Source organism: Candidatus Pseudomonas phytovorans, assembly GCA_029202525.1.
In the GTDB taxonomy this organism is placed as follows: domain Bacteria; phylum Pseudomonadota; class Gammaproteobacteria; order Pseudomonadales; family Pseudomonadaceae; genus Aquipseudomonas; species Aquipseudomonas phytovorans.
On record CP119325.1, the window covers coordinates 2,237,789 to 2,255,432 of the forward strand.

The following is a 17,644-nucleotide window of genomic DNA, read 5'->3' on the forward strand; positions in this document are numbered from 1 at the left end:
TGGATAATGCAAGTTAAGCGATTTTTCGCCGCCGATATGCGTCAGGCCATGAAACTGGTCCGTGACGAGCTGGGCGCCGATGCCGCGATCATTGGCAACCGCCGCATTGCCGGTGGTGTCGAACTGACGGCCGCGCTGGACTACAAGCTGTCCGCCCTGGCCCCGCGCGTGCCCAACGCCGAACTGGAAGAAGAGCTGCGCAAGACCCATACGCGCATCGCCACTGCCCAGGCCGAGCTGGATCACCGCCCGGACAGTAGCGACAACAACCGCCAATTGTTTGCCGGGCAGTCGCTGACGGCAGCCGAGCCGTTGATCGAGCCGCACGTCGATGCCCCTGAGGCTGCTGCCGCCCCTGCTGCCGCCCCTGCTGCAGCGCCGGTCGACCCGCGCCTGTTCGATGCCATGCGCTCCGAGCTGTCGGGCCTGCGCGAGCTGCTTGAAGTACAACTTGGTTCATTGGCCTGGAATCAGCTACAGGGCAGCAAACCGCAGCAGGCCAACATTTGGCGCCGCCTGCAGCGCATCGGCCTGTCCGGTCCGATTGCCCGCGAACTGCTGGACCTGACCACCGAGATCGAAGAGCCTCGTCAGGCTTGGCGCATGCTGCTGGCGCACCTGGCGCGGATGATCGAAATTCCTGAAGTCGAGCCGATCGAAGAGGGCGGGGTAATCGCCATGGTCGGCCCGGCCGGCATGGGCAAGACCACCACCCTGGCCAAGCTCGCCGCGCGCTACGTGCTCAAGTACGGCGCGCAGAACCTGGCGCTGGTGAGCATGGACAGCTTTCGTATCGGTGCTCAGGAACAGCTCAAGACCCTGGGCCGAATCCTCAATGTGCCAGTGACCTACGTCGACCCGGGCCAGTCGCTGGCCGCGGCGCTGGAGCCACTGCTGCGCAAGCGCGTCGTGCTGATCGACACTGCCGGCCTGCAGGCCAGCGACCCGGCGCTGCGCATGCAGTTGGAAACCCTGGCCGGGCGCGGCATTGCCGCGAAGAACTACCTGGTGCTGGCCACCACCAGCCAGAAGCAGGTGCTGACCGCCGCCTACCACAGCTACAAGCGCTGCGGCCTGGCCGGTTGCATCCTGACCAAGCTGGATGAAACGGCAAGCCTCGGCGATGTGCTGAGCCTTGCCATCAGTCATGAATTGCCTGTGGCCTATCTCACCGATGGCCCGCGCATTCCTGACGACCTGCACCTGCCGCGTGGCCACCAGCTGGTCTCCCGTGCGGTCAATGTGCAGCAGCAGGACGAGCCCAGCGAAGAGGCCATGGCCGACATGTTCGCTGATCTCTATCACAACCCCCGGCGAGCGGGTTGAACATGAAGCGTGTGCAAAGTAGCTATGCCAAGGGGTACGCAGAATTGCCCCACGTGTGGCCTGAGTCCCAGCGAGACAAGGTAAAGAGCAGACATGGGTAGCATGCATCCCGTACAGGTGATCGCCGTAACCGGTGGCAAAGGTGGCGTCGGCAAGACTAACGTTTCAGTGAACCTGTCCCTGGCGCTGGCCGAGCTTGGCCGCAGGGTCATGTTGCTGGACGCCGACCTGGGCCTGGCCAACGTCGACGTATTGCTGGGCCTTACCCCCAAACGTACCCTGGCCGATGTCATCGAGGGGCGCTGCGAGCTGCGCGACGTGATGTTGCAGGGCCCTGGCGGTGTGCGCATCGTGCCGGCGGCCTCGGGCACCCAGAGCATGGTGCACCTGGCCCCGGCCCAGCATGCCGGGCTGATCCAGGCGTTCAGTGAAATCGGCGACAACCTCGACGTGCTGGTGATCGACACCGCTGCGGGTATCGGTGAATCGGTGGTCAGCTTCGTTCGCGCCGCCCAGGAAGTGCTGCTGGTGGTGTGCGACGAGCCCACCTCGATCACCGACGCTTACGCCCTGATCAAGCTGCTCAACCGTGACTACGGCATGAACCGGTTCCGTGTGCTGGCCAACATGGCGCAAAGCCCGCAGGAAGGGCGCAACCTGTTCGCCAAGCTGACCAAGGTTACCGACCGCTTCCTCGACGTTGCCCTGCAGTACGTGGGCGCCGTGCCCTACGACGAGTGCGTGCGCAAGGCGGTTCAGAAGCAGCGCGCCGTCTACGAAGCCTTCCCCCGCTCCAAGTGCGCGCTGGCCTTCAAGGCCATTGCCCAGAAGGTCGATAGCTGGCCGCTGCCGGCCAATCCGCGCGGCCACCTGGAGTTCTTCGTCGAGCGCCTGGTGCAACCCACCAGCGCGGGACCCGTGCTATGAGCGCCAGTGGCTTCAAGATGTACAGCAGGGCGGCCAAAGATGCCCAGTACGAGCTGATCGAACGTTATGCCCCGCTGGTCAAGCGCATTGCCTACCACCTGTTGGCACGGTTGCCGGCCAACGTGCAGGTCGAAGACCTGATCCAGGCCGGCATGATCGGCCTGCTTGAAGTGTCCAACAAATATGACGCCAGCAAAGGCGCCAGTTTCGAAACCTATGCCGGCATCCGCATCCGCGGGGCCATGCTGGACGAGGTGCGCAAGGGCGACTGGGCACCGCGTTCGGTGCACCGCAACACCCGCATGGTCAGTGACGCGATGCGTGCCGTTGAAGCCAGAACCGGCCGCGACGCTAAAGATCATGAAGTTGCTGCCGAACTCCAATTGAGTCTCGATGATTACTACGGGATCTTGAACGATACCTTGGGCAGCCGCTTGTTCAGCTTTGACGACCTGTTGCAGGACGGCGAGCACGAGGGGCTGCATGAGGATGGCGCTAGTGGCCATGTGGAACCGGCGCGTGGCCTGGAGGACGAACGCTTCCAGGCTGCCCTGACGGAGGCCATTGCCAACCTGCCGGAGCGTGAGCGCCTGGTGCTGGCGCTGTACTACGACGAAGAGCTGAACCTCAAGGAAATCGGCGAGGTGCTTGGGGTCAGTGAGTCGAGGGTCAGCCAACTGCACAGCCAATGTGCCGCGCGTCTGCGTAGCCGCCTTGGGGAATGGCGGGCTCGTTGAGCCCAGTGTCGTTGCAGTCGTTTTCCACGTGCATTTTCCACGTTGTACCGAATTGAATGAGTGCGTGCCCGGTCGGCCGGGCGCGTTTGAGACTGCTTGGAGGTCTAATTGGACAAGAACATGAAAATCCTCATCGTTGACGACTTTTCGACGATGCGGCGGATCATCAAGAACCTGTTGCGTGACTTGGGCTTCACCAACACCGACGAAGCCGACGATGGCATCACTGCGCTGCCGATGCTGCAAAGGGGCGCCTACGACTTCCTGGTGACCGACTGGAACATGCCCGGCATGTCCGGCATCGACCTGCTGCGCAAAGTGCGTGCCGACGAGCAGTTGAAGACCTTGCCAGTATTGATGGTGACCGCTGAAGCCAAGCGCGACCAGATCATCGAAGCGGCCCAGGCCGGCGTCAATGGTTATGTGGTCAAGCCGTTCACCGCTCAGGTGCTCAAAGAAAAGATCGAGAAGATCTTCGAACGCGTCAACGGCTGAGTCACGTCAGGGGGCGCGCCATGGATTCATCACAAACGTCTTTGGGCGAGTTCGAATCGACCCTGAAGAAGCATGCCCAGGAGTTGGTCGAAAGCCTGGAGCGGGGCCGTTTCGGCGAAGCGGTGCAGCTGATTCACGAGCTGAACCAGACCCGCGATCGCGGCCTGTATCAGGAAGTCGGCAAGCTGACGCGCGAGCTGCACAGCGCCATTGTCAGCTTCCAGATTGACCCGACCATACCGCAGGCCGAGGAGGTGTCGCAGATTACCGATGCCACCGAGCGCCTGTCGTATGTGGTCAAGCTGACCGAGGGCGCCGCCAACCGCACCATGGACCTGGTCGAAGAAAGCACCCCGGTGCTCAACGACCTGGCCAGCGAAGCCAAGGCCCTGAGCACCGACTGGCAGCGCTTCATGCGCCGCGAAGTGGCAGCGCCGGAGTTTCGTGATCTGGTCAAGCGCGTCGACAGTTTCCTGACGCACAGCGCCGCAGGCAACCGCAAGGTCGCCGGCCACCTCAACGACATTCTGCTGGCCCAGGACTATCAGGACCTGACCGGCCAGGTGATCAAACGCGTCACCACACTGGTGACCGAGGTGGAAAGCAACCTGCTGAAACTGGTGCTGATGGCCAGCCAGGTCGACCGCTTTGCCGGTATCCAGCATGACCACGATCAACTGCGCGCAGAAAAAGATGCAGAAAAACATCCGACTCGGGGTGAAGGTCCGCAGATTCATGCCGATAAGCGTGAAGACGTTGTGTCCGGTCAGGACGATGTCGATGATCTGTTGTCCAGCCTGGGTTTTTAAGGAGCACGTTTGATGAGCTTCGGCGCCGATGAAGAAATCCTTCAGGATTTCCTGGTAGAAGCCGGCGAAATTCTTGAGCTACTGTCCGAGCAACTGGTCGAGCTGGAAAGCCGACCCGATGATGCCGACCTGCTCAATGCGATCTTTCGCGGTTTCCACACTGTAAAAGGGGGCGCCGGCTTCCTCCAGCTGAACGAGCTGGTGGAGTGCTGCCATATCGCCGAGAACGTCTTCGACATCCTGCGCAAAGGTGAGCGCCGGGTCGACGCCGAACTGATGGACGTGGTGCTTGAGGCACTGGATACCGTCAACAGCATGTTTGGCCAGGTGCGCGAGCGCACCGACGTCACCCCGGCCACCCCTGAACTGCTGGCGGCCCTGTCGCGTCTGGCCGAACCCGGTGCTGCCGAGGTTGCCCAAGCGCCTGTCGCTGTGGCACCGGTAGCCGAGGCGGCTGTTGCGGCCGTGGCACCTGCCGATGACCAGGACATTACCGATAGCGAGTTTGAACAGCTGCTCGATTCGCTCGATGCGGTCAAGGCGCAAGCCGCGGTCGACGAGCAAATGCAGGGCGAGACTGCCAGTGGCCAAGGTGACGAAATCACTGACGCCGAGTTCGAGTCGCTGCTCGACCAGCTGCACGGCAAAGGCCAGTTCAGTGTCGAAGCTGCGGTACAGCCGGTCGCCGTGCCTGCGGAGGCAGTGAGCGACGAAATTACCGACGAAGAATTCGAGTCGTTGCTCGACCAGTTGCATGGCAAGGGCACGTTCCAGGCCGATGTCTTGCCTGCTGGCAAAGCGCCGGCACCGGTCGCAGTTGAAAGCAGCGCTACCAGCGACGAAATCAGCGAGCACGAGTTCGAGGCCCTGCTGGACCAGTTGCATGGCAAAGGCAAGTTTGGTGGCGATGTTGCGGCGGTCGAGGCCCCTGCTGCTGCCAAGGTGCAAGCGCCTGCCCAGGTCGAGAGCCAGCCGCTGGCCCGGCCGGCCGCTGTTGCCCCGGTGGCTGCTGCCGCCAGCAAGCCTGCGCCGGCTCCCCGTGCGCCAGCTCCGGTCGCAGAGAAGCATGCCGCCAGCGAAGCGGAAACCACCGTTCGCGTCGACACTGCGCGCCTGGACGAAATCATGAACATGGTCGGCGAGCTGGTGCTGGTGCGTAACCGCCTGGTGCGCCTGGGCCTGAACAGCGGCGACGAGGCCATGTCCAAGGCCGTGTCCAACCTCGACGTGGTCACAGCCGACCTGCAGACGGCGGTGATGAAAACCCGCATGCAGCCGATCAAGAAAGTGTTCGGCCGCTTCCCGCGGCTGGTGCGCGACCTTGCCCGCCAGCTGAAGAAAGAGATCAACCTGGAGCTGGTAGGCGAAGAGACCGACCTGGACAAGAACCTGGTCGAGGCCCTGGCCGACCCGTTGGTGCACCTGGTGCGCAACGCTGTCGACCATGGTATCGAGATGCCCGATGAGCGTGACGCTTCGGGCAAGGCCCGCACCGGCCGCGTAGTGCTGTCGGCCGAACAGGAAGGTGACCACATCCTGCTGTCGATCTCTGACGACGGCAAGGGCATGGACCCGAACATCCTGCGCGCCAAGGCCGTGGAAAAAGGCCTGATGGACAAGGATGCCGCTGACCGCCTGAGCGAATCGGACTGCTACAACCTGATCTTCGCCCCGGGCTTCTCGACCAAGACCGAGATCTCCGATGTGTCTGGCCGTGGCGTGGGCATGGACGTGGTGAAAACCAAGATCTCCCAGCTCAACGGTTCGATCAACATCTACTCGGCCAAGGGCCAGGGCTCGAAGATCGTCATCAAGGTGCCACTGACCCTGGCGATCATGCCCACCCTGATGGTGATGCTGGGCAACCAGGCGTTCGCCTTCCCGCTGGTCAACGTCAACGAGATCTTCCATCTCGACCTGTCGCGCACCAACGTGGTCGACGGCCAGGAAGTGGTGATCGTGCGCGACAAGGCGCTGCCGCTGTTCTACCTCAAGCGCTGGCTGGTACAGGGCCAGGTGCACGAAGAGCAGCACGAAGGCCACGTGGTGATCCTGTCGGTCGGCACGCAACGCATCGGCTTTGTCGTCGATCAACTGGTTGGCCAGGAAGAAGTGGTAATCAAGCCGCTGGGCAAGATGCTGCAGGGCACCCCGGGCATGTCCGGGGCCACCATCACCGGTGACGGTCGCATTGCGTTGATTCTCGACGTCCCGAGCATGCTCAAGCGTTACGCCGCGCGGCGTATTTGATTTCGGTGGCGCACCCTGGCGGGTTGCGCCGCCTAATGGAGTGTTTATGGCAGTCAAGGTCCTGGTGGTGGATGATTCCGGTTTCTTCCGCCGCCGCGTCTCGGAAATCCTCTCGGCGGATCCGACGATCCAGGTAGTGGGTACCGCGACCAATGGCAAGGAAGCAATCGACCAGGCGCTGGCGCTCAAGCCCGATGTCATCACCATGGACTACGAAATGCCCATGATGGACGGCATCACCGCAGTGCGGCACATCATGCAACGTTGCCCGACGCCGGTGTTGATGTTCTCCTCGCTGACCCACGAAGGCGCTCGCGTCACCCTCGACGCGCTGGATGCCGGTGCGGTGGATTACCTGCCGAAAAACTTCGAGGACATTTCGCGTAACCCCGACAAGGTCAAACAGATGCTGTGCGAGAAGGTGCATACCATTTCGCGCAGCAACCGTCGCCTTGGCAGCTATGCCAGGCCGGCGCCGGTCGCCGCGCCTGTGCCTGCCAGCAGCCCTGCACCCGCCAGCAGTTTTACCAGCCCTGCGCCTGCCCGCCCTGCGGCGCCGGCCCGTGCAGCGGCTCCGGCGCCGTCACACTCGCCAGCCCCCAAGCGCAAGCCCTACAAGCTGGTGGCCATAGGCACCTCCACAGGCGGCCCGGTCGCCCTGCAGCGGGTGTTGACCCAGCTGCCGGCCAACTTCCCGGCGCCGATTGTGCTGATCCAGCACATGCCGGCGGCGTTCACCAAGGCCTTTGCCGAACGCCTGGACAAGCTGTGCCGCATCAACGTGAAGGAAGCCGAGGACGGTGACGTGTTGCGCCCAGGCTTGGCCCTGCTGGCCCCTGGCGGCAAGCAGATGATGATCGACGGCCGTGGTACGGTGAAGATCCTGCCCGGTGACGAACGCCTGAACTACAAGCCGTGCGTGGACATCACCTTTGGCTCGGCAGCGAAGTCGTACGGCGACAAGGTGCTGTCGGTGGTGCTCACCGGCATGGGCGCCGATGGCCGTGAAGGTGCGCGCCTGCTCAAGCAGGGCGGCAGTACCGTGTGGGCCCAGGATGAAGCCAGCTGCGTGATCTATGGCATGCCCATGGCCATCGTCAAGGCCAACCTGGCCGACGCGGTGTACAGCCTGGACGAAATCGGCAAGCACCTGGTAGAGGCCTGCGTCTGATGGACGTCCTCAGCCTGATCGGCCTGATTCTCGCCTTTGTCGCCATTGTCGGAGGCAACTTCCTTGAAGGTGGCCATGTCGGCGCTCTGGTCAACGGCCCGGCGGCGCTGATTGTGCTGGGTGGCACCCTGGCGGCAGCCTTGTTGCAGTCGCCGTTGTCCTCCTTCAAGCGCGCCTTGCAGATTCTGCGCTGGATCCTGTTCCCGCCGCGGGTAGACCTGGCGGGCGGCATCGACCGCGTGGTGAGCTGGAGCCTGACCGCGCGCAAGGAAGGCCTGCTTGGTCTGGAAGGCGTCGCCGACAGCGAACCCGACCCCTATGCGCGCAAGGGCCTGCAGTTACTGGTGGACGGCGCCGAGCCAGAAGCCATCCGCAGCATCCTTGAAGTCGACTTTCTGACCCAGGAAAGCCGTGACATCCAGGCGGCCAAGGTGTTCGAGAGCATGGGCGGCTACGCGCCGACCATCGGCATCATCGGTGCTGTGATGGGCCTGATCCACGTGATGGGCAACCTGGCCGACCCGTCGCAGCTGGGCAACGGCATTGCCGTGGCCTTTGTCGCCACCATTTACGGCGTGGCCAGCGCCAACCTGATCCTGCTGCCGATCGCCAGCAAGCTCAAGGCCAACGTGATGCGCCAGTCGCGCTACCGCGAGATGCTGCTTGAAGGCTTGCTGTCGATTGCCGAGGGTGAGAACCCGCGCTCGATCGAGTTGAAGCTGCAAGGCTTCATGGAGTAACCCATGCGTCGCCGTCGCCATACCGAGGAACACGAAAACCACGAACGCTGGCTGGTGTCGTACGCCGACTTCATCACCTTGCTGTTCGCCTTTTTTGTGGTGATGTACTCGATTTCCTCGATCAACGAGGGCAAGTACAAAGTCATTTCCCAGGCGTTGATCGGGGTGTTCAATGACCCTGATCGCAGCATGAAACCGATCCCTATCGGCGACGAGCAACCGTTGAGCGTGCGCCCGGCAGAGCCACTGGTCAAAGACAGCGAACAGACAGAGGCGGGCTTGTCAGCGACCAATGTCGACCCGCTGAAAACCATCAGCGATGACGTGCGCGATGCCTTTGGCGACCTGATCAACAGCAACCAGATGACCGTGCGCGGCAATGAGTTGTGGATCGAGATCGAGCTGAACTCGTCGCTGCTGTTCGGCAGTGGCGATGCCATGCCCAGCGACAAGGCGTTTGCCATCATCGAGAAGGTGGCGAACATCCTCAAACCGTTCGCCAACCCGGTGCATGTCGAAGGCTTTACCGACAACCTGCCTATCCGCACTGCACAGTACCCGACCAACTGGGAGCTGTCGTCGGCACGGGCGGCGAGCATCGTACGCTTGCTGGCCATGGAAGGGGTAAATCCGGCGCGCATGGCCTCGGTGGGCTATGGCGAGTACCAGCCGGTGGCCGGCAATGACACCGCCGACGGTCGCGCGCGTAACCGCCGGGTGGTGCTTGTGATTTCCCGTAACCTTGAAGTGCGCCGCAGCCTGACCGGCACGGGCAGTGCCCAGGCTACGCCGGATGCCGCATTGCGCAGGGCTGGCACACAAAGTGCACCGGCAACACCAGCAACGGTGGCGGGGCAGTGATTCGTCAATTCTCCGGCACTGACACAAGCACAGTTTTGAATGTGACGCCGTCTCCTGTGGGAGCGGGCGAGTCCAGGCGTCGAACCGCCGCGAAGCAAGCGACGCGGTGAATGGCACCGGCTTCGCCGGTGTTCGCGGGCATGCCCGCTCCCACAAGGACCGTGCAAGCTTTCAGATCAATAGATAGAGTTTGCTTGATGAGAGTCTGGGCAGTAGCCAATCAAAAAGGTGGCGTCGGCAAGACCACCACAACCATTGCCCTGGCTGGCCTGCTGGCCGAGGCAGGCAAGCGCGTGGTCGTCGTCGACCTCGATCCGCATGGTTCGATGACCAGCTACTTCGGGCACAACCCCGATGCGCTGGAACACAGCTGCTACGACCTGTTCCTGCACAAGGGGATGGTGCCCGAGGGTTTGCCCGGGCAGTTGCTGCTGCCCACCAGTGACGAGCGTATTTCACTGTTGCCGTCGAGCACCGCATTGGCGGTGCTCGAGCGCCAGTCGCCCGGGCAGAATGGCCTGGGCCTGGTGATCGCCAAGAGTCTGGCGCAGCTGTGGCAGGATTTCGACTTTGCCCTGATCGACAGCCCGCCCTTGCTGGGAGTGCTGATGGTCAATGCCCTGGCTGCCAGCCAGCAGCTGGTGATCCCGGTGCAGACCGAGTTCCTTGCGGTCAAGGGCCTGGAGCGTATGGTCGGCACCTTGGCCATGGTCAACCGCTCACGCAAGCAAGCGCTGCCGTACCAGATCGTGCCAACCCTGTTCGACCGCCGTACCCAGGCGTCGCTGGGCACGCTCAAGCAGCTGCGCGACAGTTATGGGCAACAGGTGTGGCAGGGCTACATCCCGGTCGACACGCGCCTGCGCGACGCCAGCCGCAAGGGTGTCACACCTTCGCAGTTCGATAACAAGAGCCGCGGGCTGATCGCATACCGGGCGCTGCTCAAGCACCTGCTGACCTACAAGACTGCAGTGCAGGTGGCCTGATGACCCAGACCCGACAAACCAGCACCCGGCCGCAGATGGCCCTGCAGTCGTACCTCGACGGCCTGCTGCAGGAGGCTACCGAAGCCGAAGACATCTTCGAGCCGCCTGCCGCGCCGGACGAATTCGCCGAGGCGGTTCGCGAGGAGCAGGCGCGTGATGCCCGCCAGCCGGCCCGACCGGTGCCAGCCGAAGCCCCCGCCAGCCTTGCCCCGCGGCCGTTCGCCGAACCCAGGCTGGCAGTGCTGCCCAGTGTGATGCCGGTAGAAGCACCGGTGGTGGCGGTGGTCGAGCAGCAGGTGATCGCCGAGGCCGTCATTCCGGAGCTGGTCGAAGAGCAGACCGTGCAACCCGCAGTACCACTGGTCGATGTGCACCTGCCGGCGCCCAGCCTGCCGGTGCCCCCGGCCACCGTCGACGGCCGCCCGGTGTGGGCGGCCGAACCGTTCGAATGCCTGTTGTTCGACGTCGCCGGCCTGACCCTGGCGGTGCCATTGGTGTGCCTGGGCTCGATTTACAACCTGGCCGGTCAGGAACTGACGCCGCTGTTCGGCCAGCCCGACTGGTTTCTGGGGATCCTGACCTGCCAGGCCGGCAACCTCAAGGTGCTGGACACCGCGCGTTGGGTCATGCCCGACCGCTACCGCGACGATTTTCGTCAAGGCCTGAATTACGTGATTTCCGTGCAGGGCTACGAATGGGGGCTGGCCGTGCACCAGGTCAGCCGCTCGTTGCGCCTGGACCCGTCCGAGATCAAGTGGCGTAGCCAGCGTGGCCAGCGCCCGTGGCTGGCCGGCACGGTGATTGAACACATGTGTGCACTGCTCGACGTCGCCGCACTGGCCGAGTTGATCGCCAGCGGCGCGGTCAAGCAGATGCATGCCAAACAGAAATGACACCGAACACACCGCCAATGGCGGATTTTGAGGGTAGGGGAATGAAAAAGTCGTCTGCACAAGGTTCCGAAGATCCGATCCTGCAGTGGGTAACCTTCCGTCTGGACAACGAGTCCTACGGCATCAACGTGATGCAAGTACAGGAAGTGCTGCGCTACACCGAGATCGCACCGGTGCCGGGTGCGCCAAGCTACGTGCTGGGTATCATCAACCTGCGCGGCAACGTGGTGACGGTGATAGACACCCGCCAGCGTTTTGGCCTGATGCCGACCGAAGTCACCGACAACACCCGGATCGTCATTATTGAAGCCGACAAGCAAGTGGTCGGCATCCTGGTCGATAGCGTGGCCGAGGTGGTGTACCTGCGTCAGTCCGAGATCGAGACAGCACCGAATGTTGGCAACGAAGAGTCGGCCAAGTTCATCCAGGGCGTGTGCAACAAGAATGGCGAACTGCTGATCCTGGTCGAGCTGGACAAGATGATGACCGAGGAAGAGTGGTCCGAGCTGGAGAACATCTGAGTTGATCCTACAGGTTGCTGTCATCTTCCTGGCGCTGGTCTGGGCGCTGAGCCTGTGGTTTTTCCTCAACTACAGCAAGCGCCAGCGCGAGCTGGCCGCGCAGCAGGCCGAGGGCGATGCCCTGCGTGACCAGCGCATCAAGGACCTGGCCAAGCGCCTGGACGACTACCAGAACGGTACCGTGCGCATGGGCGAGGCCCTGCACGAGCTGAGCGTGACGGTGGCGCCGCTGACTGACAAGATCCAGCAACTGGAGCAGCGTGACCCCAGCAACGTCACCTTCAGCCAGGCCGCCAAGCTGGTGGGCATGGGCGCCAGCGTTGCCGAACTGACCGAAAGCTGCGGCCTGACCCAGGCCGAGGCTGAGCTGATGAGCAAGCTGCACCGCAGCGGTTGATGAAACGGGCGACGCAAGTCGCCCGGCTTTGGTCAGGGCTTGCCCCACGAGTGGTAGTTGCCGATATTCACTACGCTACCCAGCGCCTGGTCGATGTTGCGCGCCTGGGACACAGGCAGGACCAGGTCTGCTGTGAGGGAGCGATAAACGGTCTCTGGGATGGACTCCAGCTTGCTCAGTTGTCGCAGGAACTGGAGCCTGGGCAGATGCCGGGCAACCATGTCATTCAGCAGCCCTGGCCCGGTCATCCTGCTCATTTCCCGGGCGTAGGCCTCGTAACCGTGGGTGCCGGCCAACGGCCTGATGTCGTAGAACGACAGGTTGCTGCGGTAGCGTGCGTCCATTTCTGCAGAAATCGCGCGCAGGGTCGGGTTGTTGGCATGGCTACCAATCATGTTGCTGTTGTAGTCACAATGCATATCCAGCAGTTCGTTATTCACCGGGCTGCCGAGGACCAGACCATCGGGCGTGGTTTTCAAGGCTACCGAGCTGATCATGGCGAAGTTGTCGGGGTTGTCCTCGAAGCTACGCAGCGTGTCGTCGACGTCCATGTAGATGCCGCCTTCCGAATCGAGTAGTGGGTAGCGCAAGACATCGGAGGCAGACGCGAAGTTCGCCCCGTTACTGTCCAAGGCCTGCCGGTACTGATGATAAGAGTCGCTTTGCTCGAAGGCTGCGTAGAAGTGCTGCTCTTCCAGCGTTTTAACCTGAACGTTCGACGCAGCGGTCAGCTTTGCCCGGTTTTTCATGAACGCTTTAGGGTTGGACTTCGACAGGTAGAACTCATAGCTGAAGCCCGTGCCCTGAAGGCGTCTGGCATTGATGGCGATGTTCTCCACCAGCTCATCGGGGATGCTTTTATTGCCCACCCAGATGCTGAGGATTTTCTTCGGCAGCGGTGAAACTTGCGCGCTGTCGACCAACGGCACGTTGACTGGCAGTTGCAGGTCGACACCCAGGTTACGCAGTGTGTACATCCGCATTGCATTGCTGGCCCCCCGCGTGGCCGGGTTGACCACATACAGGTCGCGAGTGCCCGCGGTTACCTGGAAATAGTCTGGCAGCACCTCGTTGGCATCCTCTTTGAGGATGAAGGCATCGTTTTCAGTGTCGTAGAGTATTTCGACTTCGTGGCCGTCCTTGAGAGCCAACAGCGCGTTGGTACCTGTTGCACGATTCAATGTGCCTCTGGGTATCCGTCCGGCGGCCACGGGTGGCTCTGGAGGCACGAAGAAGTCTGCCAATATCTCTTCAGGGAGCCGGGGAGGGCTGTTGGGGCTCAGCGGGTAGCCCCACTGCTCGTTCAGGCGCGTGGGTATGATGAATCGCGCGCTTTTGCCAGGGAAGAACATGCGCGGGCGGGCCGCTGGCAACAAGGCCAAGGGGGCGGCATTGAGCAGGCCGAATGCGATGTTGCCCACGCCCTCGGCCTTGTCCTCCAGCGTCTTGCCGTTGACTGCCTGATCGATCCCCAGGCCAAACTGCGCTACGCCGCCAATAGCCAGCAGCGGTATCAGTTCAGGTACCACCAGGGCCAGCGGTGCCAGCAGGTTGAGCGACGTCACCAGGTAGCCGCGCCAGCGTGCCTTGGTCACTTGCGCGTCGCTGGTGATGATGAAATCGGCGTCGGCATAGCTGCGTTCGCGCTGGCGCTGGGTGAGGGTGGTGAACAGGTCGCCGGTGAGTAATGGGCTGTATTTGTCGGCCCGATAGTTCACATACTCGCTGGGGGACCAAGGGCCATCGACCGTAAAACCTGGGCGGTCGGGTGAGCGCGTATGGAAGGCCGGGTACACACCAAGCCCTTCCAGCGCGGTATCCAGCCCACTGAACTCCAGGCCATCAGGGGTATCTGCCAGTTTGAAATACTGACGCAGGCTCAGGCGTTTTTCCGGTGTGCGGCACTGTTCGGCGAACCAGGCCTGCATGGCCGCCATGCTGTCGAAGACGTGCAAGGGCGATGCATTGCCCGGCAGGTAGAGCAGTACGTGTGACTGTGCCGTGTCAGTGATGTGAAACAGGTCGGTGGCGGCGTAGCCATATAGATTCAAGGGCCGTATCTGCAGGCCAGCGGATGCTGGCATGAGACCGGCCGCTTGCCAGGCCAGCTGGCGACCGGCCTCGCTGAGCGAGCCTTCCTCGACCTGCTTGTTGCAGGCGGCAATGAAGCTTAATTGCTGAGCTTGCCGGTGAGAGTCCGTCGCTTGTTCCCAGTAAGTGTCCAGCATGGCAACGAAGCGGGCGTGAAAGTCCAGATGCCAGATGAACTGCTGCATCGCCTCGACATCCACACGGGATGTGTGTGGTGCTGTCGTAGCGGGCTGGACTGGTTCTGCGGAACAGGCCGTTGAATACCGAAAAGGGGGCGCTGTTGTCATACCAGGCCGGCTCAGGCAGGTGCTCGACCACAGTCAGTTGGCCATCTGGAAGCGTGCCCGCCCAGTGCCCAGGGAACAACTGACCGATCAGGTTCTTGTCGGTTTCACCTTGCCAATCGCAGAGTACGGCCTGAGTGAGTGAAAGCCGTCGGGCAACGAATGCTTCGTTGCCACGGTAGTGCAGGGTGACCACCTCAGTCTGCTCAGGGTCCAGGTCGTAACCTTGCTGCCTGGCCCATTCATCAATGGCGTTGAGTGCTTGCTGGTCAGGCCGTGGAATGTGCTGCAGGTGGTTGCGGACGAATTGTTTGCCCGCGTTGTTCACAAGCGTGGAGGCCATGAGGATCTACCTGTGTGGAGAAGTGAGGTGGCACAGTAGCGGGGTAGATCGCTCGGAGTGTTGTACAGGGTTACTACCCGAACCGTGGTCAGCTTGCCCAGCTGTGGGCGCTGCCAATGCGTGCGACCCGATCCAGTGGCACCTGTTCGCGCATGAGCTGGCTGAAGCGGCTGAGGTCAAGCGTTGCATGCAGATCGTGGATGGGGCTCGCCAGCATTTTGCACAACTCGCGTAGCTGTTTGAGCAGCGGTAGATGCTCATCGATCACGGCGTTGAACACGGCCGGGCCGCTCAGTAAGCTCAGACGACGCGCATAACGGCTGAATAATGCCGGTTGCAGCAAGGCATCCGGGTAACGGGTGTAGAAGTCCGGAACCACGCTGAAGCGGCGCATGATTTCCTGGGAAAGGGCATCGAGCGTGGGGTTGCCTGGGTGGCTGCCGATCATGCTGTTGTTGTACTGGATGAACATGCCCAATTGCTCATTGGAGACCGGTGGCGCCAGCAACAGGCCATTGGCTGTCGTGTTGAGTTCAAGCCTTGCCAGCGGCGGCGCAGCTTCACCTCTGCCGGCGACGAGCAGTTGGTCATCGGCATCCAGGTACAAACCACCCACGTGGTGGAGCAACCGGTAGCGCAAGATATCGCACGCCGAGGCAGGATTGGGGAAGTCGCTGTTCAGTGCGGCCTGGTACTGCGCAAAATAGGGGGACTGCTCGAAAACCCGATAGAAGTCCTGATCCTCGAGCGGTATCAGTAGCGCACCTTCGGCCTGGGTGCGCAAGGTGTCGAGGTTCAGCAGGTAACTGGCGCGGTGCTCGCGGGAAAGGTAGATCTGGAAACGGTAGCTGCTGTGGCGCAGTACCCGAGCGTTATGCGCCAGCGCCTCGAGAAATGGGCCGAAGACAGGCTGGTCTCCGAGCCAGATACTGCTGACCACCTTGGGAATGGCACGGGTTTGCAGGTGCTCGAAGGGGGCATAGTCGATCGGCAGCTGTACATCGATCCCCAACGCTTGCAGGGTTGCCATGCGCTGCGAGTGTGTGACCACCTCACGCGTGGTCCTCTGGGCCAGTGCTTTGCTGTTTTGATTGTCGGCTCGCCAGCGCAGCGGGCTGAGCATGCCGTTATCGCGGCTGCGTATGAAACTGTTGGTGCTGAACTCGTATTCCACGGGTTCATCGACGGTGCCCTGTGCGGTCTGTAACCGCGCCACGAAATGGTGCTGCAGGTTTTCGTCCACGTGGGTAGACACGGCGATGCTGGTGGGGGACGAGAGTACCGGGGGCTCGTGAAACACTTGCTCTGCCAAACTGGACGGCGATGCGACCGGTGCAGCGCCGAACGGTGCCTGCAGCACTTCAGGCAAGCGTGAAGGCGTGAAAAATCCAGACCTGACATAGCGGTAGATCCCGCCTGGGAGGGCAAGGTGGCTGCCCAGCGGTATCACGGCATTGAGCAGGCCGAATGTTTGCTCACCGACGCCCTGGCTCTTCGCTTCCAGGCTTTTGCCATTGATTGCCTGATCCAGCCCCAGGCTAAATTGCGCCAGGCCGCCGGCCACCAACAGTGGTGAGAGTTGGGGAAATACCATCACCAACGGCGCAAGGATGACAGTGACCACGCTCAAGTATGATTTCCAGCGGGTCTTGTCGATGTCGTGGTTGCTGATGATCTGGCTTTCGGCGTCGGCATAGGTGCGCTGTTTCTGGCGCAAGCTCAGGTATTCGAACAGCTCACCGGTGATGGGTGAGCAGTAGCGTTCGGGGCGGTAGTTGATATAGGCCTGGGGGTCCCAAAAGCCACTGGTGGCGAAGCCTGGGTGATTGCTACCGAAGCGGTGTGCCTCTGGATACTTGCCCAAGCCTTGCAGGGCTGTCTCCAGGCCGCTGAAGTCCAGGCCGTCTGGCCAGTCTGCACGGGCGAAATGGTCAAGCAGCTGGCTGCGTTTTTCTGGCGTCTGACATTGCGTGGCGAACCATCGCTTCATACTTGCAGCACCGTCGAACTCGTGAAACGGCGCGGTATTGCCTGGGATGTAAAGCAGCACGCGGCCTTGGGTGCCCTCGCTGATCTGCAAGATACTGGTCGACGTGTAACCATAGACATTGAGCATCGACAGCTCGGTATTGCCCAATGGCAGCAGGCCTGCCGCCCGCCAGGCGAGCCGGCGGGCCTGCTCGGAAAGGCTGCCCTGCAACAGTTGCTGATTGCAGGCGGCGATGAAGGCAATGCGCAGAGCTTGCTGGTAGATCGGCTGGCGTTTGGCCCAGTAGCCATCAAGGCTTGCCTTGAAGCCTTGGTGAAAATGCAGGCTCCAGATATAAATCTGAAAATCTTCTGCACGAACCGGCAGGCGGTTGTCCGGCGCATAGCGAGGCGGTTGGCTGCGTCGGTAAAGACCGTTGAAGACCATGTACGGCTCAGCGTTGGACAGGACGCTCAAGGGCTCCAGATGTTTGACCAAGGTGAGGTTGCCCTTGGGGGCGATACCCGCCCAGTCCCCATAGTGAAAGCCGTCGTAACCCGCAGCGCTTTCGCCTTGCCAGTTATTCAGCAAAGCCTCGACCAGGTTCATTTTCTGAGCGATCACCGCCACCTCATGGGCGGGGCCGGTGCTTTCGGTTGCGGGCATGACCCGGTAGTGGAAGGTAACGACATCGATTTCCAGCGGGTCGTCTTGCAGGAGCTGCTGTTGCAACCAGTTCGACAATTTTTGCCGGGCCAGTTGGTCAGGGCGGGGTAAGTCTTGCAGAACCTGGCGCACCAGCGGCAGGTTTTCGAGCGGAATGTGGTTCATGGTCAGCTAGCCC

15 protein-coding genes are annotated in these 17,644 nt (G+C 61.9%); 13 read left to right on the top strand and 2 right to left on the bottom strand.

The genetic code is table 11. The annotated features are described in order from the left end of the window. Positions 1–6 precede the first annotated feature (6 nt). The 13 genes from flhF to P0Y58_10085 all read left to right on the top strand — a co-directional run bounded on the left by flhF (position 7) and on the right by P0Y58_10085 (position 12,113). Positions 7–1,326 carry a flagellar biosynthesis protein FlhF gene (gene flhF / locus P0Y58_10025; GenBank protein WEK32502.1) on the top strand — a complete coding sequence of 440 codons (1,320 nt, stop codon included), beginning with the start codon at positions 7–9 and terminating at the stop codon, positions 1,324–1,326. Positions 1,327–1,419: 93 nt separating this feature from the next. Continuing rightward, positions 1,420–2,253, top strand: a complete 834-nt coding sequence (fleN, locus tag P0Y58_10030; GenBank protein ID WEK32503.1) for a flagellar synthesis regulator FleN — start codon at positions 1,420–1,422, stop codon at positions 2,251–2,253. Continuing rightward, entirely contained in the window at positions 2,250–2,990 is a 741-nt protein-coding gene (gene fliA, locus P0Y58_10035; GenBank protein WEK32504.1) for an RNA polymerase sigma factor FliA, read from the top strand. The genes fleN and fliA overlap by 4 nt, the downstream gene beginning before the upstream one ends. A gap of 120 nt (positions 2,991–3,110) precedes the next feature. Further along, positions 3,111–3,485 (top strand): chemotaxis response regulator CheY, encoded by a 375-nt coding sequence (locus P0Y58_10040; protein ID WEK32505.1) that lies wholly within the window; start codon positions 3,111–3,113, stop codon positions 3,483–3,485. A gap of 20 nt (positions 3,486–3,505) precedes the next feature. Then, positions 3,506–4,294 (top strand): protein phosphatase CheZ, encoded by a 789-nt coding sequence (locus tag P0Y58_10045; GenBank protein WEK32506.1) that lies wholly within the window; start codon positions 3,506–3,508, stop codon positions 4,292–4,294. A gap of 12 nt (positions 4,295–4,306) precedes the next feature. Further along, the gene (locus tag P0Y58_10050; GenBank protein ID WEK32507.1) at positions 4,307–6,544 is read left to right on the top strand and encodes a chemotaxis protein CheA; all 2,238 of its coding nucleotides are present in this window, start codon (positions 4,307–4,309) and stop codon (positions 6,542–6,544) included. Between the two features lie 46 nt (positions 6,545–6,590). After that, entirely contained in the window at positions 6,591–7,715 is a 1,125-nt protein-coding gene (locus P0Y58_10055) for a chemotaxis response regulator protein-glutamate methylesterase (protein WEK32508.1), read from the top strand. Beyond that, the gene (locus tag P0Y58_10060; GenBank protein ID WEK32509.1) at positions 7,715–8,455 is read left to right on the top strand and encodes a flagellar motor protein; all 741 of its coding nucleotides are present in this window, start codon (positions 7,715–7,717) and stop codon (positions 8,453–8,455) included. Before P0Y58_10055 ends, P0Y58_10060 begins: the two co-directional genes overlap by 1 nt. Before the next feature lie 3 nt (positions 8,456–8,458). Next, on the top strand, positions 8,459–9,316 hold the full coding sequence (gene motD / locus P0Y58_10065; protein ID WEK32510.1) for a flagellar motor protein MotD: 858 nt from the start codon (positions 8,459–8,461) through the stop codon (positions 9,314–9,316). A 197-nt stretch (positions 9,317–9,513) separates the two neighbouring features. Beyond that, on the top strand, positions 9,514–10,302 hold the full coding sequence (locus tag P0Y58_10070) for a ParA family protein (GenBank protein WEK32511.1): 789 nt from the start codon (positions 9,514–9,516) through the stop codon (positions 10,300–10,302). Next, the gene (locus P0Y58_10075; GenBank protein ID WEK32512.1) at positions 10,302–11,195 is read left to right on the top strand and encodes a chemotaxis protein CheW; all 894 of its coding nucleotides are present in this window, start codon (positions 10,302–10,304) and stop codon (positions 11,193–11,195) included. The genes P0Y58_10070 and P0Y58_10075 overlap by 1 nt, the downstream gene beginning before the upstream one ends. 41 nt (positions 11,196–11,236) lie before the next feature. Beyond that, entirely contained in the window at positions 11,237–11,716 is a 480-nt protein-coding gene (locus tag P0Y58_10080; GenBank protein WEK32513.1) for a chemotaxis protein CheW, read from the top strand. A gap of 1 nt (position 11,717) precedes the next feature. Next, entirely contained in the window at positions 11,718–12,113 is a 396-nt protein-coding gene (locus P0Y58_10085; protein ID WEK32514.1) for a DUF2802 domain-containing protein, read from the top strand. Positions 12,114–12,145: 32 nt separating this feature from the next. Here P0Y58_10085 and P0Y58_10090 read toward each other — a convergent pair whose 3' ends face one another. Both P0Y58_10090 and P0Y58_10095 read right to left on the bottom strand, forming a co-directional pair. Further along, entirely contained in the window at positions 12,146–14,389 is a 2,244-nt protein-coding gene (locus P0Y58_10090) for a glycosyltransferase (protein WEK32515.1), read from the bottom strand. 530 nt (positions 14,390–14,919) lie between these two features. Continuing rightward, positions 14,920–17,631: a glycosyltransferase gene (locus tag P0Y58_10095; protein WEK32516.1), complete on the bottom strand. Its 2,712-nt coding sequence runs from the start codon at positions 17,629–17,631 to the stop codon at positions 14,920–14,922. Positions 17,632–17,644 lie beyond the last annotated feature (13 nt).